This is a genomic window from Bradyrhizobium iriomotense, assembly GCF_018129405.1.
Classification (GTDB): domain Bacteria; phylum Pseudomonadota; class Alphaproteobacteria; order Rhizobiales; family Xanthobacteraceae; genus Bradyrhizobium; species Bradyrhizobium iriomotense_B.
The window spans coordinates 216,374-242,459 of record NZ_JAFCLP010000003.1; the positions used below are offsets into that span (position 1 = coordinate 216,374).

21 protein-coding genes are annotated in these 26,086 nt (G+C 64.9%); 10 read left to right on the top strand and 11 right to left on the bottom strand.

What is annotated here, in order from left to right:
* Nucleotides 1-8: 8 nt before the first annotated feature.
* The 4 genes from JQ592_RS10165 to JQ592_RS10180 all read right to left on the bottom strand — a co-directional run bounded on the left by JQ592_RS10165 (nt 9) and on the right by JQ592_RS10180 (nt 6,890).
* Nucleotides 9-1,160, bottom strand: a complete 1,152-nt coding sequence (locus tag JQ592_RS10165) for a hypothetical protein (RefSeq protein WP_211402730.1) — start codon at nt 1,158-1,160, stop codon at nt 9-11.
* 131 nt (nt 1,161-1,291) lie between these two features.
* Nucleotides 1,292-4,447 (bottom strand): multidrug efflux RND transporter permease subunit, encoded by a 3,156-nt coding sequence (locus tag JQ592_RS10170; RefSeq protein WP_211402731.1) that lies wholly within the window; start codon nt 4,445-4,447, stop codon nt 1,292-1,294.
* A gap of 6 nt (nt 4,448-4,453) precedes the next feature.
* Nucleotides 4,454-5,647: an efflux RND transporter periplasmic adaptor subunit gene (locus JQ592_RS10175; protein WP_211402732.1), complete on the bottom strand. Its 1,194-nt coding sequence runs from the start codon at nt 5,645-5,647 to the stop codon at nt 4,454-4,456.
* Nucleotides 5,648-5,876: 229 nt separating this feature from the next.
* Complete coding sequence (locus JQ592_RS10180; protein ID WP_211402733.1) at nt 5,877-6,890, bottom strand: SAM-dependent methyltransferase; 1,014 nt, start codon at nt 6,888-6,890, stop codon at nt 5,877-5,879.
* Between the two features lie 255 nt (nt 6,891-7,145).
* Between JQ592_RS10180 and JQ592_RS10185 the strand changes: the two genes are divergently transcribed.
* The 4 genes from JQ592_RS10185 (at nt 7,146) to JQ592_RS10200 (ending at nt 9,933) form a co-directional block, all read left to right on the top strand.
* Nucleotides 7,146-8,165: a flagellar motor protein MotA gene (locus JQ592_RS10185; RefSeq protein WP_211402734.1), complete on the top strand. Its 1,020-nt coding sequence runs from the start codon at nt 7,146-7,148 to the stop codon at nt 8,163-8,165.
* 4 nt (nt 8,166-8,169) lie between these two features.
* Complete coding sequence (locus JQ592_RS10190; RefSeq protein WP_211402735.1) at nt 8,170-9,198, top strand: peptidoglycan -binding protein; 1,029 nt, start codon at nt 8,170-8,172, stop codon at nt 9,196-9,198.
* On the top strand, nt 9,198-9,644 hold the full coding sequence (locus JQ592_RS10195; RefSeq protein WP_211402736.1) for a GNAT family N-acetyltransferase: 447 nt from the start codon (nt 9,198-9,200) through the stop codon (nt 9,642-9,644). The genes JQ592_RS10190 and JQ592_RS10195 overlap by 1 nt, the downstream gene beginning before the upstream one ends.
* Nucleotides 9,645-9,717: 73 nt before the next feature.
* On the top strand, nt 9,718-9,933 hold the full coding sequence (locus JQ592_RS10200) for a hypothetical protein (protein WP_211402737.1): 216 nt from the start codon (nt 9,718-9,720) through the stop codon (nt 9,931-9,933).
* 162 nt (nt 9,934-10,095) lie between these two features.
* On the opposite strand, the gene JQ592_RS10205 is transcribed toward JQ592_RS10200, so the two are convergent.
* A complete protein-coding gene (locus JQ592_RS10205) occupies nt 10,096-11,946 on the bottom strand; it encodes an ABC transporter ATP-binding protein/permease (protein ID WP_211402738.1) in 1,851 nt (616 codons plus the stop codon).
* Between the two features lie 198 nt (nt 11,947-12,144).
* On the opposite strand from JQ592_RS10205, the gene rpmE reads away from it, so the two are divergent.
* Nucleotides 12,145-12,372 carry a 50S ribosomal protein L31 gene (rpmE, locus tag JQ592_RS10210; protein ID WP_183250231.1) on the top strand — a complete coding sequence of 76 codons (228 nt, stop codon included), beginning with the start codon at nt 12,145-12,147 and terminating at the stop codon, nt 12,370-12,372.
* 180 nt (nt 12,373-12,552) lie between these two features.
* Here rpmE and JQ592_RS10215 read toward each other — a convergent pair whose 3' ends face one another.
* Nucleotides 12,553-13,062, bottom strand: a complete 510-nt coding sequence (locus JQ592_RS10215) for a DUF1465 family protein (protein WP_183250229.1) — start codon at nt 13,060-13,062, stop codon at nt 12,553-12,555.
* 620 nt (nt 13,063-13,682) lie between these two features.
* Nucleotides 13,683-13,874 carry a DUF1192 domain-containing protein gene (locus JQ592_RS10220; protein ID WP_211402739.1) on the bottom strand — a complete coding sequence of 64 codons (192 nt, stop codon included), beginning with the start codon at nt 13,872-13,874 and terminating at the stop codon, nt 13,683-13,685.
* Between the two features lie 112 nt (nt 13,875-13,986).
* On the opposite strand from JQ592_RS10220, the gene JQ592_RS10225 reads away from it, so the two are divergent.
* Both JQ592_RS10225 and JQ592_RS10230 read left to right on the top strand, forming a co-directional pair.
* A complete protein-coding gene (locus JQ592_RS10225) occupies nt 13,987-14,985 on the top strand; it encodes an NAD(P)H-quinone oxidoreductase (RefSeq protein WP_211402740.1) in 999 nt (332 codons plus the stop codon).
* A 139-nt stretch (nt 14,986-15,124) separates the two neighbouring features.
* Nucleotides 15,125-18,001, top strand: a complete 2,877-nt coding sequence (locus JQ592_RS10230) for an EAL domain-containing protein (RefSeq protein ID WP_211402741.1) — start codon at nt 15,125-15,127, stop codon at nt 17,999-18,001.
* Between the two features lie 132 nt (nt 18,002-18,133).
* On the opposite strand, the gene JQ592_RS10235 is transcribed toward JQ592_RS10230, so the two are convergent.
* A complete protein-coding gene (locus JQ592_RS10235; protein WP_211402742.1) occupies nt 18,134-18,397 on the bottom strand; it encodes a DUF7662 domain-containing protein in 264 nt (87 codons plus the stop codon).
* Between the two features lie 142 nt (nt 18,398-18,539).
* Between JQ592_RS10235 and JQ592_RS10240 the strand changes: the two genes are divergently transcribed.
* The gene (locus JQ592_RS10240; RefSeq protein WP_211402743.1) at nt 18,540-20,036 is read left to right on the top strand and encodes a sensor domain-containing diguanylate cyclase; all 1,497 of its coding nucleotides are present in this window, start codon (nt 18,540-18,542) and stop codon (nt 20,034-20,036) included.
* 226 nt (nt 20,037-20,262) lie between these two features.
* Here JQ592_RS10240 and JQ592_RS10245 read toward each other — a convergent pair whose 3' ends face one another.
* Nucleotides 20,263-21,138, bottom strand: coding sequence for a UTP--glucose-1-phosphate uridylyltransferase (locus JQ592_RS10245; RefSeq protein ID WP_211402744.1), 876 nt, complete (start codon nt 21,136-21,138; stop codon nt 20,263-20,265).
* 261 nt (nt 21,139-21,399) lie between these two features.
* Here JQ592_RS10245 and JQ592_RS10250 point away from each other — a divergent pair, with 261 nt between their 5' ends.
* Nucleotides 21,400-22,728 carry a lytic murein transglycosylase gene (locus JQ592_RS10250; protein WP_433996412.1) on the top strand — a complete coding sequence of 443 codons (1,329 nt, stop codon included), beginning with the start codon at nt 21,400-21,402 and terminating at the stop codon, nt 22,726-22,728.
* A 181-nt stretch (nt 22,729-22,909) separates the two neighbouring features.
* Complete coding sequence (locus JQ592_RS10255) at nt 22,910-24,625, top strand: SGNH/GDSL hydrolase family protein (RefSeq protein ID WP_211402746.1); 1,716 nt, start codon at nt 22,910-22,912, stop codon at nt 24,623-24,625.
* A 126-nt stretch (nt 24,626-24,751) separates the two neighbouring features.
* On the opposite strand, the gene JQ592_RS10260 is transcribed toward JQ592_RS10255, so the two are convergent.
* Together JQ592_RS10260 and JQ592_RS10265 are read right to left on the bottom strand one after the other, a co-directional pair.
* Complete coding sequence (locus tag JQ592_RS10260; RefSeq protein WP_211402747.1) at nt 24,752-25,126, bottom strand: CsbD family protein; 375 nt, start codon at nt 25,124-25,126, stop codon at nt 24,752-24,754.
* Nucleotides 25,127-25,287: 161 nt separating this feature from the next.
* On the bottom strand, nt 25,288-26,025 hold the full coding sequence (locus JQ592_RS10265; protein WP_211402748.1) for an SDR family NAD(P)-dependent oxidoreductase: 738 nt from the start codon (nt 26,023-26,025) through the stop codon (nt 25,288-25,290).
* Nucleotides 26,026-26,086 lie beyond the last annotated feature (61 nt).

Here is a 26,086-nt window from a genome sequence, read left to right on the forward strand (position 1 = left end):
GACCCCGGCTACTTGCTAGTTTTGAGAAACTGCCGAGCTTCCTCTAGCGACGGCTTAGCCGGAATCCAGTTCAAGCCAAATAGGACCAGGTCCGAAGTCACATAGACCGTCGCGTCCGTGCAGTCCTTTTCAATATCGACGCTCTCTGTGTTCTTGGCTCCAACGTCGGCAGCGCCCGCAAGCGATTGCTCCTTTACAGCATTCTTTTTGAGCTGCGATCCGCTGAGGACCCACTTTCCATCAATGAGAACCTTAACTTCGTTGTTGCCGGAAATTCCTACATCAATCTTGCTACCACCAATCTCAAACGAAACCGTCGAGTCCGTATTTGGAGCCTTCTCGGCCGAACCTTCTTTACCCTTCTCCTCTTTCTTAGCTTCCTCTTTCTTAGCTTCCTCCTGCTTAGTTTCGTCCTTCTTTGGGTCGTCTTTCTTCCCAGCAGAGCAGGCCTTTATCCCACCTTGAATCTCTCTCTTCCAAGACACCGAACCGCCTGCACTCAATCCTCCGAACAACTGAGCAAACTTTAGATCCAACGTCTTGATGGTCAGATTCTTCTTCGATTTAAGCGAGGCGCGCAGAGTGCCAACACAATTCTCCACTATGATCACGGCATCGTTGATCACACTGGGGTTATCTGCTTTGCAACTGGGGTTTGTTTTGAGGACGTCTATCGCCGCATCCGTTACGTCAGGGAGGGTTGTGATAACACTGTCCACTCGAACGCCGACCTCATCGATATCCGCCAGATCGACATCCACAAGGTTGAGAAACTCGCCAACTTTAAGGTTGACTTTCAATTCAGCTCCGACAGCAAAGCTTATTGCCTTGTGATCCGCAATATCCGCCGGACCAATTTCGTCTGCTAAGAGTTTTTTGGTTCGACAGTATGGCTTCTTTAGATCGATATCGACCAGTGACCCTGCCGCTGCCCTCTTTGGGACGAAGATTGTTCCAGCATTCATTGGCGAAGGACGGCGCTCCTTCCCAATTAGTTGCGGCGCGGTCCCTGAGGTGAGTACACACCTCTTGTTGCTCCACAGATAAACAGCAGTCGTGAGCGGCTCTTTTGACTTTAGAATTTCGTCCGCATGGAATTGAGCGAAAGCATCAGTCGAAAAAAGTGCAACTATGGTGCATAGCAGAAAGCGATGGATCATCTTGCCCCCCAACTCAGCCGCTCAAAATCTGCAACAGGATTGGCCACAAATCAACCATAACGTGTTGGGGCAAGCACCTTCACGGTTGACCTGTTTTCAGAAGATTCATTGAGCCTCTAAGAGGCGACAGCTTAAGGCTTCACCGGCGCCGGCGGCCCATGCGCCTCGCCTTCCCTCACAGCCTCCGGCTCCCGATCCCCCGCCAGCACACGCTGCACCGAGACGAAGAACACCGGCACCATCAAGAGCGCCAGGATCACCACGGCGATCATGCCGCCCATCACGACGCTGCCGAGCGCCTGCTGGCTGGCGCCGCCGGCACCGTGGGCGATGGCCATCGGCAGCACGCCGCAGATGAAGGCGAGGCCGGTCATCAGGATCGGGCGGAAGCGCAGGCGGCAGGCTTCGATGGTGGCTTCGACCAGCGGCTTGCCCTCTTTTCGCAAATCCTTGGCGAACTCGATGATGAGGATCGCGTCCTTTGCCGCAAGGCCGATGATGGTGATCAGGCCGACGGTGAAATAGACGTCGTTGGGCAGGCCGCGCAGCATCGCCGCGATCACGGCGCCGACGATGCCGAGCGGAACGGTGAGCAGCACCGCGAGCGGAATGGTCCAGCTCTCGTAGAGCGCAGCGAGACACAGGAACACCACGAAGATCGATAGGGCGAGCAGGAACGGCGCCTGCGAGCCCGACAGCTTTTCCTGCAGCGACTGGCCGGTCCATTCATAGCCGAAGCCGCGCGGCAGCTTGCCCGCGAGCCGCTCCATCTCGGCGATGGCATCGCCCGAGGTGAAGCCGGGCCTGGCTTCGCCGGAGATGCGCACCGCGGGATAATAGTTGAAGCCGGCGATCTGCGTCGGGCCGCGCGCCCATTCCACCGTGGCGAAGGAGGAGAACGGCACCAGCTGGCCGCGGCTGTTCTTGACGTTGTAGTTGAGGATGTCCTCGGTCCGCATGCGGTCTCGGCTATCTGCCTGCACCACGACGCGCTGCATGCGGCCGCGGTTCGGGAAGTCGTTGATGTAGTTCGAGCCGAGATTGGTCGAGATCGTGTTGTTGATGTCCTCGAAGGTGACGCCGAAGGCGCCGGCCTTTTCGCGGTCGATCACGAGATTGACCACGCCCGCCTCCGGCAGGCCTTCGATGTAGACCTTCTGCAGCACCGGGCTCGCATTGGCTTCCGCGATCAGCTGGTCGGCGGCGCGCATCAGGGCCGGATAGCCCTTCTGGCCGCGATCCTGCAAGCGGAACGAGAAGCCCGAGGAGTTGCCGAGATTGTCGATCGGCGGGGGCTGCAGCGCGGAGATTTTTGCGTCGCGAATCGACGACCCCAGATCGCGGTTGATGTCATTGACGATCGCCGCGGCCGACTCGCTCGGGCCGCGCTCCGACCAATCCTTCAAGGTGATGAAGGCCTGCGCGGTGTTCATGCCCTGGCCGGAGAAGCTGAAGCCGGTGAGGAAGGTGACGTTGTCCACGCCCGGCCGCCGCGCCAGATATTTTTCGACCTTCTCGATCACGGCCTCGGTGCGGCCGTAGGACGAATCCGACGGCGTCTGCACGTCGGTGGTGATGAAGCCCTGGTCGTCGATGGGCAGGAAGCCGCCGGGCAGACTGACGAAGGCCCAGGACAGGCCGACGAGCAGCGCGACATAGACCAGCATCAGGCGGCCGGTGCGCTTCAGGGAGAAGCCGACGGTGCTCGCGTAGCGAAACCGGCAGGCCTCGAGCAGATGATTGAACCGGCTGAACACGAAATTGGTCGAATGGCCGTGCCCCTTGGCAACGGGCTTGAGCAGCGTCGCACACAGCGCCGGCGTCAGCGACAGCGCCAGGAAGGCGGAGAAGCCGATCGCGGCAACCATCGTCACCGAGAACTGGCGGTAGATGATGCCGACCGAACCGGGGAAGAACGCCATCGGCACGAACACCGCCATCAGCACCAGCGTGATGCCGATGATGGCGCCGGTGATCTGCGACATCGCCTTGCGCGTCGCTTCCTTCGGCGGCAGGCCCTCCTCGGCCATGATGCGCTCGACGTTCTCGACCACGACGATGGCGTCGTCGACGAGGATGCCGACAGCGAGCACCATGCCGAACATCGAGAGCATGTTGATGGAGTAGCCGGCGAGCAGCAGCGTGCTGCAGGCGCCCAGCAGCGCCACCGGCACCACGATGGTCGGGATGATGGTGTAGCGGATGTTCTGCAGGAACAGGAACATCACCACGAACACCAGCACCACGGCCTCTAGCAGCGTCGTCAGCACCTTCTTGATCGAGGCCTCGACCACGGGCGTGATGTTGTAGGGGATCTCGTAGGAGATGTTGGCCGGGAAGAAGCGCGACAGCTCCTTCATCTTGGCCTCGACCGCGCTCGCGGTCGCCAGCGCATTGCCGGTCGGCGACATCAGCACGGAAAGACCGGCGGTCGGCTTGCCGTCGAGGCGGGTGTTGAACTGATAGCTGAGGCCGCCGACCTCGATGCGCGCGACGTCGCGCAGGCGCACGGTCGAACCGTCGGCATTGGCGCGCAGGATGATGGCGCCGAATTCGTCCGGCGAGGAGAGCTGGCCCTTGACCAGCACCAGCGCCGAGGTGCGCTGGCTCGAGGTCGACGGCTCGGCGCCGATGCTGCCGGAGGCGACCTGCGCGTTCTGCGCGGCGATGGCCTTGTTGACGTCGTCGGCGGTGAGCCCGTAGCCGACCAGCTTGGCCGGATCGACCCAGACGCGCAACGAGCGCTCGGTCGAATAGAGCGTGGCGCGGCCGACGCCGGGAATGCGGCGGATTTCGCCGAGCACGTTGCGGATCATGAAATCGCCGAGGCCGACCTCATCCAGGCTGCCGTCGGTCGAGTTCAGCGTGATGATCTGGAGCACTGCGCTGGAGGCTTCCTCGATCAAAATGCCCTGCTGGATCACCGCGCGCGGCAGGCGCGCCTCGACGCGCTTGATGCGGTTCTGCACCTCGACCGAAGCCGCGCTGGTGTCGGTGCCCGGCACGAAATTGGCGATGATCTCGACCTGGCCGAGCGAGTCGCTGGTCGATTCGAAATTGAGGATGCCGGAGGCGCCGTTGAGCTCCTCCTCGATCAGCCGCGTGACACTGTTGTAGAGATTTTCCGGCGAGGCGCCGGGATAGCTGGTCGAGATCGAGATCGAGGGCGGCGCGATGATCGGATATTGCGCGATCGGCAGCAGCGGCACCGCAATCGCGCCGATCAGACAGATGAACAGCGCGACCACCCAGGCGAAGATCGGCCTGTCGATGAAAAAACTCGGCATGGCGCGTTACCGCGTGAGCTTCTGGGCGTGCCGGTTGTCCGCGGTCGCATCCGCCTCCGACCAGGATTGCGGCTTGACCTTGTCGCCGGCGGCGAACTTCTGGAAGCCTTCGACCACGACCTTGTCGCCCGCCTTCAGGCCTTCGGTGACGAACCAGAGTCCGTCCTGCACCGAGCCCGTGCGCACCGGCTGCACCGCGATGTGATTGTCGTCCTTGACGACGAACACCTCGCTGCCGCCGCCGCCATTGCGCTGGATCGCCTGCTGCGGCACCGCGATGGCGTCGCTGTCGAGACCCTGGTCGATGCGGACGCGGACATACATGCCCGGCAGCAGCTCGCGCTTGGGATTGCGGAATTCGCCGCGCAGCGTCACCTGCCCGGTATGGGCGTCGACCTTGGCATCGGAGAACAGCAGCTTGCCGTCGAGCGAATAGAGCGTGTTGTCGTCGAGCACGAGGCGCACCTTGGCGGCATCGGCCGCGATGCGCTCGAGGTCGCCGCTCTCGAAGGCGCGGCGGAGCTGGTTGAGCTCGGTCACCGACTGGGTGAAGTCGGCATAGATCGGATCGAGCTGCTGGATGGTTGCAAGATTGGTCTCGTTCTGCACCGCGAGCGCACCCTCGCTGACGAGGGCAGCACCGACGACGCCGTCGATCGGCGCGCGCACGGTGGCATAGTCGAGGTTGAGCTTGGCGCGGGCGAGATCGGCCTTGCGGCCCTCGACCTCGGCATGGGCCTGGCGTTCGGCGGCGATCGCCTTCTCGTTCTCGGCTTCGGGGGCCGCGCGATCCCTGGTGAGGGTGGCAATGCGGTGCGCCTGCTGCTTGGCCTGCATCAACGCGGCCTCGGACTTGGCGACCGCCGCCTCGTTCGCCATCACCTCGACCTCGAACGGACGCGGATCGATGCGGTAGAGCGGATCGCCGGCCTTCACCTCGCTACCCTGGCGGAACAGGCGTTCGACCACGATGCCGGAGACGCGCGGCCGCACGTCGGAGACACGCGTCGGCGCGATGCGGCCCGGCAGCTCGCGCACCACGGCGCGCGGTTGCGGCTTGACGACGACGATGCTGACGTCAGGGTCGGCCGGCGGGGCGGCGGACACGGCGGAGCTTGATTCGTCGCAGCCCGCTAGCAGCGGCGCAAGGGCCGCGAGCATCATTGCAACGCATGCCGATCGCGCACGAAGTCCTGACATGAAGTGAACTGCCCCGATATTGTTGAAACTGCTTACGCCGCGCGCGCCCGTTCTGGGCGATTTGCGCGCAGCTGATGCCGTCAAGATAGAATGGACTTGCTGCGACGCAACGCATGCTGCGGGCGGCTCAATGTCACACGACCTATCGTACTGACTTTTTGAGGCTTTTCGGGACTCACCGGATTGTGAGTCGGGTTCCATCAGTGGCTGCTGCGACAGAAGATCGCAATCAATCGACGGCCTTCATCCGGTACTGGCTGACACCCCATTCCGTTCCGCCGGCATAGCCGAACAGGCCTGAGGTCGCGAGGCAGAACCAGCGCCAGCGCCGCATCCAAAGACCGGTGTCATCGCCATAGACCTTGCGCAAGGCCGCCTCGATCGTCTCGTGATGCGCGTCGAAATTGGCAAGCCAGTCGTTGGCGGTGCGCTGATAATGCGTGCCGCTCCAGCACCATTCCTTCTCGACCGTGAAGATGTCGTCGAACTGCCTGACGAGGTGATGGCTCGCCATCAGGCCGCCGGTGAAGACGTGCTGCGCGATCCAGTCGTCGCGATCGGCCGGGTCGAACAGGTGCGAGCCGGTGCGATGGGTGGCGATGTGCATGAAGAAGCGCGCCTCGGGCGCGAGCCACGAGCGCAGGCGCGTCATCAGCTTGCGCCAGTTCATCATGCGCTCGAACGTCTCGACCGCGACGATGCGGTCGAACTGGCTATCGGGCTCGAACACGTTCATGTCTGCGGTGACCACGCGCAGATTCAAAAGCCCGCGCAGCCGCGCCTCCTCCTCGATCAGGGCGCGCTGCGCCTGCGAGTTCGACACCGCGGTCACCGTCGCGTGCGGAAACTGCCGCGCCATCCACAGCGACAGCGAGCCCCAGCCGCAGCCGAGTTCGAGGATGGCCTGGCCGTCGGCGAGACCGGCATGCTCGACGGTCTGGCGCAGCGCCTCCTCCTCCGCCTCCTGCAGGGTGGTCACGTCCGTCTTGTAGAAGCAGCACGAATATTTGCGATTGGGGCCGAGCACCTTTGCGACGAAGGACGCAGGCGCCTCGTCGTGCCCGGCGTCCCCGGCAATCGGCCGCAGCATCATCCGCCCGGCGAAGGCGGCATCGTCGGCCGCGTCCAATGCCGACAGCCGCGTCGCCGCGCGGGAGCACAGGCGCTGGATCGCCGCGCGGATCACGACGTCCGGCAGCGGCACGCGTTCGGCAGTCCCGATGATCGCGGACACGACGCTCATGCGGCCACTCCCTTGGTCAGGTCTGGTCGGGCGGCGGAGGGAAGAACGGGCAAGTGCCGGCAACAGCCGGGGCACCCACAGGGCGCAGGCGGCCTGCGGGGATGCCGAAGTCTTGCAAATGTCACGCTATCAAAGCGCGGTTTCCGCCTTGGGTTCCGGAAGCTCGCCAGAAATCGGCGCATCCGGCGCTTTTTTTGGGCCGGGCCTGTGCCATAGTGCGCCCCGCAATCACGTTCGTAACGGATGATACCGGCCATGCCGTCAGGCGCCTCGCCCCGCTCCTCCATTGACATTGAATATACCAAGCTGTCCTCGCCCAGCGTCTTCCTGGTGCGGATGCTGGTCTTCCTGGTGCTGTGCACCCTGGTGGGCGTGGTGCTCTACAAGCAGATCATTCAGGCCTTCTTCGCCAATCCCGGGCTCAACGCCCTGATCGGCGGCGTCCTGTTCATCGGCATCATCCTGGCCTTCCGCCAGGTCATCCGGCTCTACCCTGAGGTGTCCTGGGTCAACAATTTCCGCATCGCCGATCCGGGCCTCGCGCCCGCCCGGCACCCGAAACTGCTGGCGCCGATGGCGATGATCCTGGGCGGCGAGCGCACCGGGCGGATGACCATCACCCAGACCACCATGCGGCACCTGCTCGATTCGATCGCGACTCGCCTCGACGAGGCCCGCGACATCTCCCGCTACATGACCGGCCTCTTGGTCTTCCTCGGCCTGCTCGGCACCTTCTGGGGCCTGATCGAGACGGTCGGCTCGGTCGGCAAGGTGATCGACGGGCTCAAGGTCGGCGGCGATTCTGGGGCGCTGTTCGACACGCTGAAGGAGGGCCTCGCCGCCCCGCTCGGCGGCATGGGCATCTCGTTCTCGAGCTCGCTGTTCGGCCTCGCCGGCTCGCTGATCCTCGGCTTCCTCGATCTGCAATCGAGCCAGGCGCAGAACCGCTTCTACACCGACCTCGAGGACTGGCTCGCCACCACCGTGCGCGAATATGGCCGCGGCGAGGTGCCTGTCGCCGCCGCCGGCGGCGGCGTTGCCAGCGGCGAGCTTCAGGCCGCGGTCGAGCGCCTGCGCTCCGTACTCGAGGACGGCAGCGCCAGCCGCGGCACCACGGCGGCGATGGCGAGCCTTGCCGAAGCCATCCAGGCGCTGGTCTCGCACATGCGCACCGAGCAGCAGATGATCCGCGAATGGGCCGACGGCCAGGGCGAGCAGAACCGCGAGATCCGGCGCCTGCTGGAACGGATCGCGCGTCAGCCGGAAAAGGGTTAGCGACATGGCTCTCGCGCGCGGCCGCCGCAACGAAGGCGCCTTCAACTACTGGCCGGGCTTCGTCGACGCGTTGTCGACGCTGGTGCTGTCGATCGTGTTCCTGCTGTCGGTGTTCCTGGTGGTGCAGTTCTTCCTGTCGCAGGAGGTGACCGGCAAGGACAAGGCGCTGGAGCAGCTCAACGCCAAGATCGCCCAGCTCAACGAGCTGCTGTCGCTGGAAAAGCTCGGCAAGCTCACCCTCGACGACCAGGTCTCGCAGCTGAGAGCCGGCCTGGCCTCGGCCGAGTCCGAGCGCGACCGCGTCAAGGGCCTCTATGAGGGCTTAGCTGCCGCCGGCAACGACGCGCAGGGCAAGACTGCCGAACTCGGCAAGGCGCTGGATTCCGAGAAAGCGGTCTCGGCGCGGGCGCTGGCGCAGATCGAGGTGCTGAACCAGCAGATCAGCGCGCTGCGCCGGCAACTGGCGGCGCTGGAGGAGGCGCTGGATGCATCGGAAAAGCGCGACAAGGAATCGCAGAACCGGATCGCCGATCTCGGCTCGCGCCTGAATGTGGCGCTGGCGCAGCGCGTGCAGGAATTGTCGCGCTACCGCTCGGAATTCTTCGGCCGCCTGCGCGCCATCCTCGGTAACCGCCCCGACATCCGCGTGGTCGGCGACCGCTTCGTATTCCAATCCGAAGTGTTCTTCGACACCGGCCAGGCGACGCTGCTGCCCGAAGGCCGTGCCGAGCTCGACACCTTGGCAGCCGCGCTGATCGAGCTCGACAAGAAGATCCCGAGCGATATCCCCTGGGTGCTGCGCGTCGACGGCCACACCGATTTGCGGCCGGTGAGCGGCGCGAACTTCAAGTCGAACTGGGATCTGTCCGCTGCCCGCGCCATCTCGGTGGTGCAATATCTGATCTCGCTCGGCGTGCCCGCCCAGCGTCTCGTCGCCGCCGGCTTCGGCGAATTCCAGCCGCTCGACACCGGCAACACGGAAGAGGCCTACAAGCGCAACCGCCGCATCGAGCTGAAGCTGACGGAGCGCTAGTGAGCGCGCTGCACCTCCGCCCCTACCGCCCCGAGGACGAAGCCGCCTCGATCGACCTCTGGCATCGCACCTGGCAGCAGGCCTATCCGCAGATCGATTTCGCCGCGCGGCTGGAATGGTGGCGCGAGCGCTGGCGCAAGGATCTGGTGCCGAAAGCCTCGATTGTCGTTGCCGAACAGGACGGCGTGCTGACCGGTTTCGTCACCATCGACGGCGAGGGTTATCTCGACCAGCTCGTGGTCGATCCCGCGCATTGGGGCTCGGACGCGGCAAGGCTGCTGGTGGATGAAGCCAAGCGGCTGTCGCCATCAGGCGTCACGCTGCTCGTCAACAAGGACAATTCGCGCGCCATCCGCTTCTACGAGCGCAACGGCTTTGCCCATGCCGGCGACGATGTGAACCCGACCTCGGGCCGGCCGGTGCTGAAGATGGTGTGGCGGGCGTGAGCCCGGTCACGCAGGGATCCTACGGCGCCGGTTATTCGTTGTCTCAGACATGGCAAGCCGATGGAGACGACCGATGAAGCTGAGCGAGCTGGCCAAGGGGTCCTCGGTGATGCTGGGCGTCATCGTCGCCGGATTTTTATCGACGACCTATGTCGACCAGCGCTTTGCGACATCGAGCGCTCCTGCACAGACGAATACCCCCGGACCATCGGCCTGCGTGGACGCAGATGGAAGCTGGAAGAACTGGCCGTGGCCCAACGTGCCGGCGCTGTCGCCGAAGTGCCGGTGATCGGAGGGCTTCTCCAACACTCCGCTGTCATGCCCCGCGGAGGCGGGGCATCCAGTACGCGGCGGCCCTTCCGCATCTGACTAGCGTCTCGGAGTACTGGATTCCCCGCCTGCGCGGGGAATGACACTGTGGTTGTGGTGACGATCGCAGCGCCTACCGCCCTCACGCCCCCTCGAACTGCAGCCTCGCCAGCCTGGCATAGAGCCCGTTCGCCGCCACGAGCTCGGCATGCGTGCCCTGCTCGACGATCTTGCCGTGGTCCATCACCAGGATGCGGTCGCAGGACAAGACGGTGGCGAGGCGATGGGCGATCACCAGCGTGGTGCGGTGGCGCATCAATTCTTCCAGAGCGGTCTGCACCAGCGTCTCGCTCTCGGCATCGAGCGCGGAGGTGGCTTCATCGAGCAGCAGCAGCGGCGCATCGCGCAGGATGGCGCGGGCGATCGCGATGCGCTGGCGCTGGCCGCCCGACAGCGTCACGCCGCGCTCGCCGAGCGGGGTGTCGAAGCCTTCGGGCAGGCGGCGGATGAATTCGGCGGCGTGCGCAAGCTCGGCGGCGCGCTCGACCTCGGCGTCGGTCGCATCGGGCCGGCCGAAGCGGATGTTCTCGCGCGCGCTTGCGGCGAACACGTTGGATTCCTGCGGCACCAGCGCGATACGGGAGCGGAAGTCGCGCGGATCGGCGGACTTCACCGGCACGCCGTCGAGCGAGATCGCGCCATTGCGCGGATCGTAGAAGCGCAGCAGCAGATGGAAGATCGTGCTCTTGCCGGCGCCGGAGGGACCGACGATCGCGACCTTCTCGCCGGGCCGCACCGTGAACGACACGGCGTCGAGCACGTTGACGTCGGGACGCGCCGGATAGGCGAAGCTGACGCGGTCGAAGCCGACCTCGCCGCGTGGCGGCACCGGCAGCGCGCGCGGTGCAGCGGGCGGAGCGATCTCGGGCTGCACGTGCAAGATCTCGAACAGGCGCTCGGCAGCGCCGGAGGCGGCCGAAACCTCGCCCCAGACCTCGCTGAGCTGGCCGAGGCCGGCGGCGGCAAAGGCCGCATAGAGCACGAACTGGCCGAGCCGGCCGGGTGTGATGGCACCGGTGAGCACGTCATGCGAGCCGATCCAGAGGATCGCGACCACGCTGGCGAACACGATGAAGATGATGATGGCGGTGAGCACGGCGCGGGCCTGGGTCGAGGTGCGCGCGGCTTCATAGGCCTGCTCGACCTCGCCGCCAAAACGCTTCTCGGCAAAATTCTCGCTGGTATAGGCCTGCACGGTGCGGATCGCGCCGACCAGCTCGCCCGCATAGGCGGAGGCATCGGCGAGCGTGTCCTGCGCATTGCGCGAGAGCCGGCGCACCCAGCGCCCGAACGCGACCAGCGGCAGCACGATCAGCGGAATGGCGAGCAGCACGAAGCCCGACAGCTTCGGGCTGGTGATCACCATCATCGCGGCCGCGCCGAAGAACATCATCAAATTGCGCAAGGCGATCGACACGGAGGCGCCGACGGCGGACTTGATCTGGGTGGTGTCCGCGGTGAGACGCGAGATCAATTCGCCGCTGCGCGCGGAATCGAAGAAGGACGGCGACAGCGACAACAGATGCGCGAAGACGTCACGGCGCAAATCGGCGACGATGCGCTCGCCGATCGTCATCACGAGGTAGTAGCGCGCCGCGCTCGCCAGCGCGAGCACGGCGACAACGGCGATCATCACCGAGAAGTAGCTGTTGATCAGCTCGATGCCCTCGGGCGTCAGGCCGAAATCGATCATCCGGCGCACCGCGACCGGCACCAGCAGCGTGGTCAGCGCCGCGATCGTGAGCGCGACAAAGGCGAGCGCGGCGCGGCCGCGATAGCGGCTCACATAGGGCGCGAGCGCCAGCAGCGGCCGCAGCTTCGCGCGCCCCTTGGCGGGCTGCTCGATCAGCTCGGCCTCGATCGACGGGGCTTCCGCCGGCGCGGTGTCGCGCTCGTCGCGGTACTGGTCATCAAGCCGTTCCACTGCGCTCATGAGATCGGACCCAAGCAGACAATGCCCCCACATAGGCCGGTGCAGGGGGAGTGGCAAATCCGGGATGTCCCTTAGGGGACGGCCCGGTTCTCAAGTCCCCACAATGGCTTGTTTTAAGGGGGCCTGTGGGGTATAGAGCCGCCCAAATCCGTCATTCGCTAGCCACCCACGAAGGCGCCGGCGCGCCGAGGAATTGCCATGAAAGCCGAAATTCACCCGAATTATCATACGATTACGGTCGTGATGACCGACGGTTCCGAGTACCAGACCCGCTCGACCTGGGGCAAGGAAGGCGACAAGCTGCACCTCGACATCGACCCGAAGTCGCACCCAGCCTGGACCGGCGGCAACGCCCAGATCATGGACCGCGGCGGCCGCGTCTCGCGCTTCCAGAAGAAGTTTTCGGGCTTTCTCAAAAAGGATTGATCCGGCCCGCAAGGCTGGAGACGAAAAACGCCCCCGGAGAGCCGGGGGCGTTTTTGTTTTCTATCACACTGTCATTCCGGGGCGGCTCACAGAGCCGAACCCGGAATCTCGAGATTCTCTGGTGCGCAAGTGCGCACCATAGTTCGCGCTTCGCGCGCCCCGGAATGACAGAGAGTGAGCTTACCGCTCGAACGCGGCCTTCAGCGCGTTGAGGTGCGGCACCAGCGGGTTGCCGATGGCGACGTGTTCGGCCGGCGGGGTGTGGATGGTGGTGTCGAGGCGGCGCACGCGGGTCTGCAGGCTCATCGAGCGATGGATCAGCTCCTGGAGCTGCGAGGGCAGCTTCTCGATGGTGTCGGCGGGGCCGGGATCGGCGGCGGTGAGCTTGACCTTGGTCTTCTCGCGGTTGGCCTGCATCAGCGTCATCTCGCCTTCCTTCACCGCGCGATGCAGCAACAGCCACGAGGCGAGCTGCATCAGGCGGGTTGTGAGGCGCATGCTCTCGGTCGCATAAGTGAGGCTGACGGCGCGGTCGAGCGCCTTGGCCTCGACGCGGCCGGCGCCGTCGAGATAGGCGGCGGTCTCTTCGACCAGGTCCATGCCCTCGCGGAACAGCGCGCCGAACGCCGCAGAATTGGTGAAACGCTCGCTGAGTTGAACGAGAGCACCTTCGGCCTGCAAACGTTCCATGGTTAACGCCCCTTACGCAACTGTTTACCCGTCCGGCTTTGGCGCCGGATTATGATGAACAAATCATTGCGCGGGCGAAGCGCGGAGTCCAGCGACAAGCGCGGATATGGTTTCCGCGCGTCATTCCTCGGAATTCAACCGGAAAGAGACGCATGTTTTGACGCGTTTTCCTGAGGCGAACCCACTTCGCTCGAAAACGCTTTGGACCAAAAAAAGAGCCGCCGGAGACCGGCGGCTTTGAAAGTTGATAACAGGGAGGCGTCAAACAGAGTGGACAGGAGCCACTCGGTGTCCAAACGAGGACAGTTCCAGTCATAAACCCGAAAGCTTAATCGACCGTAAACGAACGATTTTTTTGAGGGTTCGTTAGCCATGTCGGCCAGCGGCCGAGTGCGGTGCGGAACAATTTCGCGGTCGTCGCACCGGGCCAGCTACACATTCCGCTGTCGTCCCGGACAAGCGTCAGCGCCGATCCGGGACCCATAGCCACAGGCGGATGTGGTGACGGGGATTCGGAGTTGCCGGCGCCGCGCGACAACATCACCTTGTGGGTATGGGTCCCGGATCGGCGCGCGCTTGGGGCGCGCTTGTCCGGGACGACAGTGATCGTGCGGCGGCGACTACGACTTGAAAAAACTGTTCGCCGCATCGCGCGAGGCGCGCTTTTTGGTGGCGGCTTCTTCCAATCGCACGATCTCGGTCTTGAGCAGAGCGACGCGCTCGGTCAGTTCCTCCACTGACAAGAGTGAGAGATCCTGTCCGATTTCGTGCGTGACCTTCTTGCGCGGGCGGTCGTCATCTTCCATCGCCATGTCGTTCCTCCTGCGTTCGCGCCTGCTACACCGCTGAGGCGGTTGCCAGCTTGGGCGGCGCTGGCTAAGCAATGGCCTCGTTTCCTCCCGCACCTTTGCTCAAGGACACATCATGGACAAGCTGCCCGCGCAAATGACCGTGGTCGCCATCTCCAAGCCTGGCGGACCGGAGGTGCTGGTGCCGGAACAACGAAGCCTTCCGCAGCCCGGTCCCGACGAGATCCTGGTCAAGGTCGAGGCCGCCGGCGTCAACCGGCCCGACGTGGCGCAGCGCTCCGGCGCCTATCCGCCGCCGCCCGGCGCCAGCGACCTGCCCGGCCTCGAGATTGCCGGTGAAGTGGTCGCCGTCGGCAGCAACGCCAAGCGGCACAAGATCGGCGACAAGGTGATGTCGCTGGTCGCCGGCGGCGGCTATGCGCAGTACTGCATCGCCCAGGATGCCCAGGCCATGAGCGTGCCGCCGGCGCTGTCGATCAAGGAGGCCGGTGCGCTGCCGGAAACCCTGATGACGGTCTGGCACAACGTGTTCGAGCGCGGCGGCCTGAAGGCCGGCGAGACGCTGCTGATCCATGGCGGCTCCTCCGGCATCGGCACCATGGCGATCCAACTCGCGAAGGCGTTCGGCGCAAAGGTGTTCGTCACCGTGGGCTCGCAGGACAAGATCGACGCCTGCCTCAAGTTAGGGGCCGACCGCGCCATTAACTACAAGACCGAAGACTTCGTCACTGTGGTCAAGGAAGAGACCAACAAGGCCGGCGTCAATCTGATCCTCGATATGGTCGCCGGCGAGTATGTGGACCGCAACTACGATGCCGCCGCAGTGGACGGCCGCATCGTGCAGATCGCGACCCTCAACGGTCCCAAGATCACCGCCAATATCGCCAAGGTGATGGTCAAGCGCCTGACCCATACCGGCTCGACGCTGCGCCCCCGTAGTAATGCGGACAAGGCGGCGATGGTGGCCGCAATCGAGCAGAAAGTGATGCCGCTTTTGCGCGAAGGCCGTGTCAAACCGCTGATGGACAGCACTTTCCCGCTGGAAAAGGCCGCCGACGCCCACCGGCGCATGGAGACGAGCGCACATATTGGCAAAATTGTGTTGGAGGTCTAGGCCAGCGGCCCACTGGAGACGCCGGAAACCCTTTGATTTTCCTCGCTTTCGTGGCATCTATCGCGACGCACCGAACCAATTCTGTCCGGTGTGAAATCGTCTTCCACCGAAGAGTTGCGTCGAACGCGGAGAACTGGCCTTGCGTCTGATCAGGTGCCTCGCGCCCATCGCGCTGGGCCTCATGATTCTTGTCGCCGCGTACCCCGCGCGCGCGCTCGACGCCGTCAGCGTCCGCAGTGACGCGCCCGCGATCGACCTCACCGGCGTGCTCGAGCATCAGCGCAGCGATGCCGACCGCATCCAGGTCTCGACCGCGCCCGGCACCGACGGCATCGTCCGCCGCATCGAGGTGCGCGCCCGCGAGGGCGGACAGAACTGGGTGGTGTTCGCGCTCGCCAACAACACCGACGACCAGCTCGACCGCCTGATCGTCGCTCCGCACTACCGCATCGTCTCCTCGGGATTGCTCTGGCCCGACCTCGGGCTGTCGCGCATCGCGACGATCACGCCTTCGATCGGCGACCGGCCCGAACGTCAGGAAAGCGCAACCGCGGACGTGTTCCGTATCACGCTCGATCCCGGCGCCGTCGTCACCTTCGTCGCAGAGCTGCGCACCGACAAGCTGCCACAGCTCTATCTGTGGGAGCCGGAAGCCTACAAAGACAAGGTCAACTCGTTCACGCTCTACCAGGGTATCGTGATCGGCATCTCCGGCTTGCTTGCGCTGGTGCTGACCATCCTGTTCGTGGTGAAGGGCAGCATCATGTTCCCGGCCGCCGCGGCGCTGGCCTGGGCGGTGCTGGTCTATATCGGCGTCGATTTCGGCTTCTGGGGCAAGGTGCTCGACATGTCGAACAACGCCGAGCGCATCTGGCGCGCGGCGGGCGAGGCGATCCTGGCGGCGACGCTGCTGGTGTTCCTGTTCGCGTATCTGAACCTCAGTCGCTGGCATGTGCGCTATTCGCACATCACGGTGGGCTGGCTGGCGTTCCTGGGATCTCTCGTCGCACTCGCGCTGTTCGATCCGGCCGTCGCCTCCGGGATCGCGCGCATCTCGCTGGTGCTGATCGCCTTCGCTGGTTTCGCGCTGATCGTCTATCTCTCCACCCACGGCTTCGACCGCGCGGTGCTGCTGATCCCGACCTGGTTCCTCCTCGTGGTCTGGGTGGTTGCGGCCGGCATGACGGTCGCGGGCTCCGTCACCAACGACATCGTCGGCCCTGCCCTGCTCGGCGGCCTCGTGCTGATCGTGATGCTGATCGGCTTCACGGTGATGCAGCACGCCTTTGCCGGCGGCGGTGCCACCACCGGCGTCGTCTCCGACATCGAGCGGCGGGCCTTGGCGCTGGCCGGCTCCGGCGATCTGATCTGGGACTGGGACGTGTCCGCCGACAAGGTCTTTACCAGCCCCGAGACCGAAGCCCTGCTCGGACTGAAGCGCGGCACGCTGGAAGGCCCGGCCGCCTCGTGGCTCGAGGTGCTGCATCCGCTCGACCAGGACCGTTTCCGCGCCGCGCTCGACAGCGTGCTCGACCAGCGCCGCGGCCGCCTGGTGCAGGATTTCCGCCTGCGCACGCCGGATGGTCACTTCATGTGGTTCGCGCTGAAGGCGCGCCCGGTGGTCGGCTCCGACGGCGAGGTCTCGCGCGTGGTCGGCACGCTCACCGACGTGACCGAGCTGCGCAACGCCGAGGAGCGCCTGCTGCACGATTCCGTGCATGACAACCTCACCGGCCTGCCCAACCGCAAGCTGTTCATGGACCGGCTCGGCGCGGTCGCAAACTTCGCCAAGACCATGCCGACGCTGCGGCCGACGCTGATGGTGATCGACCTCGACCGCTTCAAGCAGGTCAACGATTCCGTCGGCATTGCGGTCGGCGATTCCATCCTGCTGACGCTCGCCCGCCGCCTCACCCGCATCCTGAAGCCGCAGGACACGCTGGCGCGGCTGGCCGGCGACCAGTTCGGCCTGATCCTGCTGTCGGAGCAGGATCCGGCGCGGATCACCAATTTCGCCGAGACCATCCGCAAGACCATCCGCGCGCCGATCGCGTTCAACGATCGCGAGATCTTCCTGACGGCTTCAATTGGCCTTGCGCTCTCCGACCCGCAGACGCAGCTGACGGACGAGATCATCAAGGACGCCGAGCTTGCGATGTACCATTCCAAGCGCATCGGCGGCGACCGCATCGACGTCTACAAGCCGGCGATGCGCGCGCGAAAGACCGACCGCCTGACGCTGGAGAGCGAATTGCGCCGCGCCATCGAGCGGCAGGAGATCACGATCCTGTACCAGCCGATCGTGCGGCTGGAGGATCGCTCCGTCGCCGGCTTCGAGGCCCTGGCGCGCTGGGATCATCCGAAGCTCGGGCGCATGGCGCCGTCGGAGTTCATCTCCATCGCGGAAGAGACCGGCCTGATCGTCGACCTCGGCATGTTCGTGCTCGACCAGACCGCCAAGCAGCTCTCGGTGTGGCAACGCGCGATGCGCTCGCGCGAGCCGATCTTCGCTTCCGTCAACGTCTCCTCGCGGCAGCTGCTGCGCCACGACCTCATCCACGACATCCGCACCGTGCTGTCGCGCTCCTCGGTGGCGCGCGGCACGCTCAAGCTCGAGCTGACGGAATCGCTGGTGATGGAGAATCCGGAGCACGCAGCGCAGATGCTGACGCGCATCCGCGAGCTCGGCACCGGGCTGTCGCTCGACGATTTCGGCACCGGCCATTCCTCGCTGGCCTATCTGCAGCGCTTCCCGTTCGACACCATCAAGATCGACCAGTCCTTCGTGCGCACCACCAACCGCGGCACCCGGCCGGTGATCCTGAAGTCGATCATCGCGCTGGCGCACGATCTCGGCATGGACGTCGTGGCCGAAGGCGCCGAGACCGATTCCGACGCGGTCGAGCTCTACCAGATGGGCTGCGAATACGCGCAAGGTTTTGCCTTCGGCGAGCCGATGGACGCCGATGCCGCGATGCGCCTTCTGACAGAAGTGCGGCTGGAAGCGGCGAGCTGATCGCTCCGCGAGTCCGGTATCGTAGGGTGGGCAAAGGCGCACTTGCGCCGTGCCCACCATCCAGAAGTGGTGGGCACGCTTGCGCTTTGCCCACCCTACGAGACCGTTGGATGCGGAGAGACAGTCAGCCCCTCACCGCCGCCGGTCGTTCTTCCGCTTCGTAAACCGCACGCTCTGGCCGTCAGGCATCCGTGTCGCCACGAAGCCGGCGGCGAGGCAGGCTTCGCGCTGCGGCATCTGGATGTCGGGGCTGCGCAAGCTGTCCCACCACGAGGCGCGATTGGCCGCGCGCGGCAGGGCTACGCCGATGATCTCCTCGATCTCTTCGAAAGTCAGCACGAATTCCGTCTGCTTCTGCCGCAGCAGATAATCGCGCAACGCGTCGTAGTCGTTCACAATCGTCCTCTCGTGCCCGGAGATCTGGCCTGCCGAAAATCGTTAGCCGCATCAACCGATTCTTAACTCATTGCGGCAGCGCCGTACCAGCTTAAACACTGCTCAAGGTTTAGGGCGCATCCATCAGGGTCGGGAGCAAGCGATGCTGTCTGGATGGCGCGAAGTCATGGCCCGCCGGCCGTGGCGGATTTCGGCGAAATTGTTGATCATCTCGTCCGTGGTGACGGTGATCGGCTTTTCCGCCATTTGCGTCAACGTCATGCTCGACATGCGCCGCGGTGAGGAGGCGCTGGCCCGCCAGACGCTGGAAAACCTCGCCACGACCATCGAATCCGACATCAGCCGCAACATCGAGATCTACGATTTGTCGCTGAAGGCAGTCGCCGGCAACATGCTGCTGCCGGAGCTCGCCACAGTCTCGAAGCCGATCCGCCACCTGATCCTGTTCGATCATGCGACGACGGCCCGGCATTTCGGCGCCATCCAGGTCTATGATGCGGAGGGCCGGCTGACCATCGACGCATCCACGCTCGACCCGGCACCCGAGAATCGCGGCGACGAGGATTATTTCAAAATCCACCGCGACAATCCCGGCGCCGGGCTTTTCATCAGCCGCCCGATGCTGTTCCGCGGCGCTTATTCGATCGTGCTGAGCCGGCGCATCAGCGACACCGATGGTGGCTTCCTCGGCGTCGTCGCGGGCGCGATCCGCTTCGGCTATTTCCACGAATTGTTCGAGCGCCTGAGCCTCGATCCCGAAGATACGATCACGGTGCTCAAGCGCGACCGCACCATCATGATGCGGCGGCCGTTCGATCTCGACGTGATCGGCAGGAACCTGAACGACCGTCAGAACTGGAAGGCCGACAATCTTCGCGTCGGCGGCTCCTATGCGGGGCAAGGCCCCGTCGACACCACGCCGAGGCTCTATGTTCGCAGCAACGGCGACAGCCCGCTGTTCGTCGTCGCCGGCAAGCCTCTGAGCGCAGTGTTCGAGCTATGGCGGAAGGAAGCCTATCGAATCGGCGCCGTGGTGCTGGCGCTCATCGTGTTCATGCTGGCATCGACGCTCGTGCTCGCGCGCGAGATCGGGCGGCGCGCCGAGGCCGAGCGCAAGCTCGAGGAGCTGGCGACGACGGATGCGCTCACCGGATTGAAGAACCGCCGCAGGTTCGACACCGTCATCGACGTCGAATGGCGGCGCGCCATGCGCCAGAAGACGCCGGTCGCGCTGCTGATGATCGATGCCGATCACTTCAAGGCCTACAACGACACGTTCGGCCACCAGGCCGGCGACCAGGTTCTGGTCGGCATCGCCATCTGCATTTCCGACTCGGTGCGGCGCGCGGGCGACTGCGCCGCGCGTTATGGCGGCGAGGAATTCGCGGTGCTGCTGCCGGACACCTCGGCCACTGAGGCCTTCAAGATCGCCGAGACGATCCGCCTCAAGGTGCAGGGCTGGTCCGACGACCAGGCGGCATCGACGGTGTCTTGCGGCATCGCCAGCCTCGTCCCCGCCGCCGGCATGGACTGGACGATCCTCGTTGCCGCCGCCGACAAGGCGCTCTACGCCGCGAAAGCCGGCGGCCGCAACCAGTCCGTGGTCGCGAGCCTGCCGAAGCTGTCGCTGGTGGCGTGAGGGGTTGCATCTACGGCGTCGTTGCGATGAGCAGCGCGCCAAATACTCAGCGTCGTCCTGGCGAAAGCCAGGACCCATTACCCCAGGGAGCAGTTTGGCGAAGACTCGTGGTCGTCGATCCGGGCCACAATTTCGTCTTGGGGTAATGGGTCCTGGATCGGCGCTACGCCCTGGACAACGCTATGCGTTGCCCAGGGCTACGCTTGTCCAGGACGACGTTGGAGAGCTACTGCCCCAGATACTTCTTCATCTCCGCGATCAGGCCGTCGCGCAGCTCGGGGCGCTTCAGGCCGTAGGCGATGTTGGCGCGGAGGAAGCCGGGCTTGGAGCCGCAATCATGACGCTCGCCCTCGAACTCGACGCCGTAGAATTTCTGCGACTTGGCAAGGCCGATCATGGCGTCGGTGAGCTGGATCTCGCCGCCGGCGCCGCGCTCCTGGGTCTCCAGGATCTTGAAGATCTCCGGCTGCAGGATGTAGCGGCCGGTGATCGAGAGGTTTGAGGGCGCGGTGCCCTTGGCCGGCTTCTCGACCATGCCATCGACCTCGAACATCTTGCCGGTGCGTTTGCCGACGCCGCAGATGCCGTATTGATGGGTGAGATGATCGGGCACCGCCTCGACCGCGATCAAATTGGATTTCTCGCCGAGCGTCGCAGCCGTCTCGATCATCTGCTTCAGGCAGCCGGGGGTGTTGAGCACGAGCTCGTCCGGCAGCACGACCGCGAACGGCTCGTTGCCGACGATGTCGCGCGCGCACCAGACCGCGTGGCCGAGGCCGAGCGGCGCCTGCTGGCGGGTGAAGCTGACGGCGCCGGCGTCCGGCTGGTTCTGCGCCAGAATCTCCTGCTCGGCCTTCTTGCCGCGCGCGGCCAGCGTCGCGTCGAGCTCGAACATCCTGTCGAAATGGTCTTCGATGACATTTTTGTTGCGGCCGGTGACGAAGATGAAGTGCTCGATGCCGGCCTCCCTCGCCTCGTCATAGACATACTGGATCAGCGGCTTGTCGACGATGGTCAGCATCTCCTTCGGCATCGCCTTGGTGGCGGGCAGGACGCGGGTGCCGAGGCCGGCGACGGGGAATACGGCTTTGCGAATTTTCATGGGATTGATCGAATACCTGAGGGCAAGCGTGACGGGAGCAATGGCATCTTGCTAGCTTGTTTGCAGCCGCTAACAAAGGCGGATGTGGGGCCTCGCGCATGCCGAGTTAAGAAAAAAGCAGCCATTAAAATTTCACCTTTGTTAAGCAATTGGCAACCGTAACCGGGCCTCCTGATGGCGGATTTTTGGCCGGACAGGTGGGACATGATGCAATCGATGGCAGGGCTGGCAAAACGTGCTGGATCCGTGACCTCTGGAGCGATGATTGCGGCCGTCTTGTTGCTGCCGGCTTGCGCACATGCTCAGGCGCGGAACGGGCTGTCGAACCTGTTCGGCGGCATTTTCTCAGGCTCGAACCCTGCTCCATCACAACCCGCGCCCGGCCCCAACGGCGCTCAACCCTGGAGCGGCGAGGACGGCGCCTCCGGCCATCCGCTGATGACGGCCGCCGCGATCCGCGAGGCCGCCGGCAATTTCAACAATTGCGTTGCCGGCATGTGGCCCGACGCCGCACGGCGCGGCATCACCCAGGACAACTTCCAGCGCTTCACCGCGGGCCTCAGCCCCGATCTGCGCATCATGGACCTGATGGACTCGCAGCCGGAGTTCACAAAATCGATCTGGGACTATCTCGACATCCTCGTGAACGACAACCGCCTCGCCAAGGGCCGCGAGGTGCTCGCCAAATACAAGGCGCAGTTCGACGCCACGGAGAAGGCCACCGGCGTCGATCGCTACATCATCGCCTCGATCTGGGGCATCGAGTCCAATTACTCGACGCAGATGGGCGACCGCAGCGTGCTGCAATCGACCGCGACGCTCGCCTGCATCGGCCGCCGCCAGGCCTATTTCAGGGACGAATTCCTCTCCGCATTGGAGATCCTCAACCGCGGCGATCTGCGCCCTGAGCAGATGCGCGGCTCCTGGGCCGGCGCCTTCGGCCCGACCCAGTTCATGCCGACCGCGTTCAAGCGCTTTGCCGTGGACGGCGATGGCGACGGACGGCGCGACGTCGTCGACAATCCCACCGACCTGATCGCCTCCACCGCCAACAATTTGAAGAAGGACGGCTGGCAGTCCGGCCAGACCTGGGGCTTCGAGGTCGTGGTGCCGCAAGGGTTCAACTACATGCTGGCCGACCGCGCCAAGGCGCAGACGATTGCGCAATGGGAGAAGCTCGGGCTGAAGCGGGCCACAGGCCAGCCCTTCCCGCACCCGGCGGAGAAAGCCTATCTTCTGGCGCCGGCGGGCGCGCAGGGCCCCGGCTTCCTGATGCTGCAGAACTACCGTGTCATCATGAAGTACAACCCGGCCGAGGCCTATGCGCTGGCGATCGGCCATTTCGCCGACCGCCTGCGTGGAGGGCAGCCCTTCGTGCAGCCCTGGCCGCGCCAGGAGCGCGAGCTGTCCCGCACCGAGCGGCTGGAACTGCAGCAGCTCCTGGCCCAGCGCGGCTTCTACAAGGGCACCCCGGACGGCCAGTTCGGCGGCCAGACAAGGGAGGCGCTCCGCAACTTCCAGGCCTCGATGGGGATCCCTGCGGACGGTTTTGCCTCCTCCAACGTGCTGGACCGGCTGCGCGGGCGGTAAAATCGCGCCGAAAGTAACCCTGAACAGGGATTTTGCCCGGCGGCCTTGACGGGGGCGGCTGTTCCCCGGTGTATGGCGCGAGAATCCGTCAAAAATCCGCAACGGAATCTGCCCGTTTGGCGCCCGATTCCGTTATTATATCGAGCCTATTCCAGACCCCATTGCGCGCGGCCGAGATCGCATGTCGAAGAAGTCCCTGTTCAAGGCGCTGACCGAGACCGGCCCGCTGATCGCGCTGGGGACGGCGCTTGCGATATTGGTCTCGGTCGCGGGGCCCGCTTCCGCACAGTTCTTCAACTTCCCCGGCTTCGGCGGCCCGCCGCAACGTTCGGCCCCGCCGCCGCGCCAAGGCGGAGGAGGAGGCGGAGGCGGCGGTGGATGGTTCGGCGGCGACTTCTTCGCGCCGTTCCAGCAGCAGCAGCCGCAGGCCCCGCGCCAGGACTTTTCGCGCGCGCCGGCACCCGCCAAGCGCGACACCACGCCGGACAAGAACGTGCTGGTGATCGGCGACGCCATGGCCGACTGGCTCGCCTACGGCCTCGAGGACGCCTACACCGAGCAGCCCGACATGGGCGTGATCCGCAAGCACAAGACCACGTCCGGCCTGATCAAGTATCAGCCGAAGGGCGAGCCTTCGGACTGGACCGCGGCGGCGAAAGGCATCCTCGAGACCGAGAAGCCCGACGTGATCGTCGTCATGCTCGGCCTCAACGACCGCATCGCGATCCGCGAGCCCGTCGCCGACAAATCCGACAAGGCCTCGGACAAGGACAAGAAGAACGACAAAGGCGCGCGCGCCAAGCAACCGGCCAAGCCCGGCGACGCCAAGCCCGACACCGCTGCCAAGCCGGACGACAAGCCTGCCGATGCCGACTTGCCGCAGGATGACGCCGACAATGCCGACGCGCCTGCGGCCGCGCCGGAAAAGACGGCGCGCAATCCGAACGGCCTCTACGAATTCCGCGACGAACGCTGGGTCGAGCTCTACACCAAGAAGGTCGAGGAGCTGGCCAATTTGCTCAAGGCCAAGGGTGTGCCGGTGCTCTGGGTCGGCCTGCCCGCAATCCGCGGACAGAAGGGGACGGCTGACATGCTGTTCCTGGATTCGCTCTATCGCGAGGGCGCGGCCAAGGCCGGCATCACCTATGTCGACGTCTGGGACGGCTTCGTCGACGAGGCCGGCCGCTTCCTGCAGAAGGGCCCGGACTTCGAAGGCCAGATCCGCCAGCTCCGCAGCTCGGATGGAGTCTACTTCACAAAGCCGGGCGCGCGAAAACTCGCCCACTATGTCGAGCGCGAGATCACGCGCCTGCTGGCGGGGCGCTCCGGCCCGATCGCGCTGCCGAGCGAGCCTGCAACGCCCGACACCAGCGCCGAGCCCGGCAAGCCGGCGCCGCGTCCGCTGGCCGGGCCGATCGTGCCGCTGGTCGCGGCCTCGATCTCGACCGATCAATTGCTGGGCGGCCCGGGCTCGCGTCCCGCCGCCGTCGACGCGCTCGCCGCGAAGACGATGGTGAAGGGCGAGCCGCTGACCGCCCCTGCAGGCCGCGCCGACGATTATGCCTGGCCCCGCCGCGAGGTCGGCCGCGAGCAGGCCAAGGGCGATACGCCGATGGCGGCGACGACGCCCGACGGCAACGCCGCGTCGTCCAATTCATCGGGAGCGGCCGCTGCGATCGCTCCACCGAAGCTCGCGCCAAAGAAGCCGCCGATGCAACTTCAGCAGCCGGCACAGGCGACGCCGTCGTTCCGCGATTTCTTCGGCTTCGGCTCTCCGCAACCCGCACCGGGGCCGCGGCAATTGGCACCGGCGCCGGGGCCGCGCAATCCGAATCCGAACCCCGCGATTCCGCGTCCGCCGGGTAATGTCGGGCGATCGGCGGAAGTGATCCGATAGTCGATTTCTGTTGATTTGAAATGTCATTCCGGGGCGCGCGAAGCGCGAACCCGGAATCTCGCGCCGTAACATCTGGATTCCGGGTTCGCCGCGTCAACGCGGCGCCCCGGAATGACGGCACGGTTCCTAGCCGTAATAGCGCCAGCGCGGCGGCGGACGGCGGGCGGGGCGCGACATCAGAAGCGCGAGCGCAAAGCCGATGCCACCGGCGACGAGCAGCGCGCCGAGCGGATTGTCCCGCACTTTCTTCGACAGCGCCTGCGTGCCGTCGCGGAAGGTCTCGCCGCTGTTCTCATAGGCGTCCTTGGCGTAGCTCGTCGCGGTATCCGCAGCATCACGCACGGCATCCTTGGCCTGGCCGTAGAGATTCTGCACCGTACCTGCAGCTTCGCGCGCCTTGCCCGACGCCTCCATCTTGGCATCGCCTGCCATGTCTCCGACTGCGCCTTCCGCGCGTCCGGCGAATTCCTTGGCTGATCCGACAATCCGATCCGTGTCCATGATGCTCCTCCTCGGGGGTCAGCCCAAGTAACCGATCAGGAGCAGCGCAGTTCCAAGTGTCAGTGAAAGTGTGTAGTGCGTAGCCCGGATGAGCGAAGCGACATCCGGGACTTTGCTTGCACCGTTCCCGGGTATCGCTGCGCTCACCCGGGCTACAAGATTTACAAGATCAGCCCGCCGTCGACGACGAGCGTCTGGCCGATGATGTAGGACGACAGCGGCGAGGCCAGGAACAAAGCTGCGCCCGCCATGTCGGCCGGCGTGCCCAATCGCCGCAGCGGAATGCGCGACAGCGCCGCTTCGAGCCGCTTGGGATTGTCGGTCGTCACCTTCGTCATCTTGGTGTCGACGAGGCCGGGCGCGATGCCGTTGACGCGGATGCCGTCCTCGGCCCAGGCCTCTCCCAGCGTGCGCGTCAATCCGACCGCGCCGGTCTTCGAGGCGTTGTAGGCGGGATTGCCCATCGTGGAATGATAGGCCGCGGTCGAGGACACCATGATCAGCGCGCCCTTGGCATCCCGCAACATGGCATGAAACCGCGTCGCGCACGCCATCAGGCTCATCAGGTTGACCTCGACGACCTTGCGGAAGCCATCCATCTCGAATTCGCCGCGGCGATAGATCACCGCGCCCTGCGCGAGCACAAGGATGTCGAGGCGATCGAACGACGGCTTGAACGCTTCGATCGCAGCGGCATTGCTGACGTCGAGCTGCGCGTAAGCAAGACCGCTAAGATCGGAGCCTTCGTCGGCCGAATATTCCGTTGCGTGAGCACGCGTGCCGCAAACGGCAACATGCGCGCCCCTCGTTCGAAAGGCTTGCGCGATGCCGTTGCCGATGCCGCTGGAACCGCCGACGACCAGCACCTGCCTGCCCGAAAAATCCAGCTCGTTCGCCATCGCGGCCTCCCCTTTTGCTTTGCTTGTTTGACCTGTCTGCGGATCGATGCCAGCCTTGTCA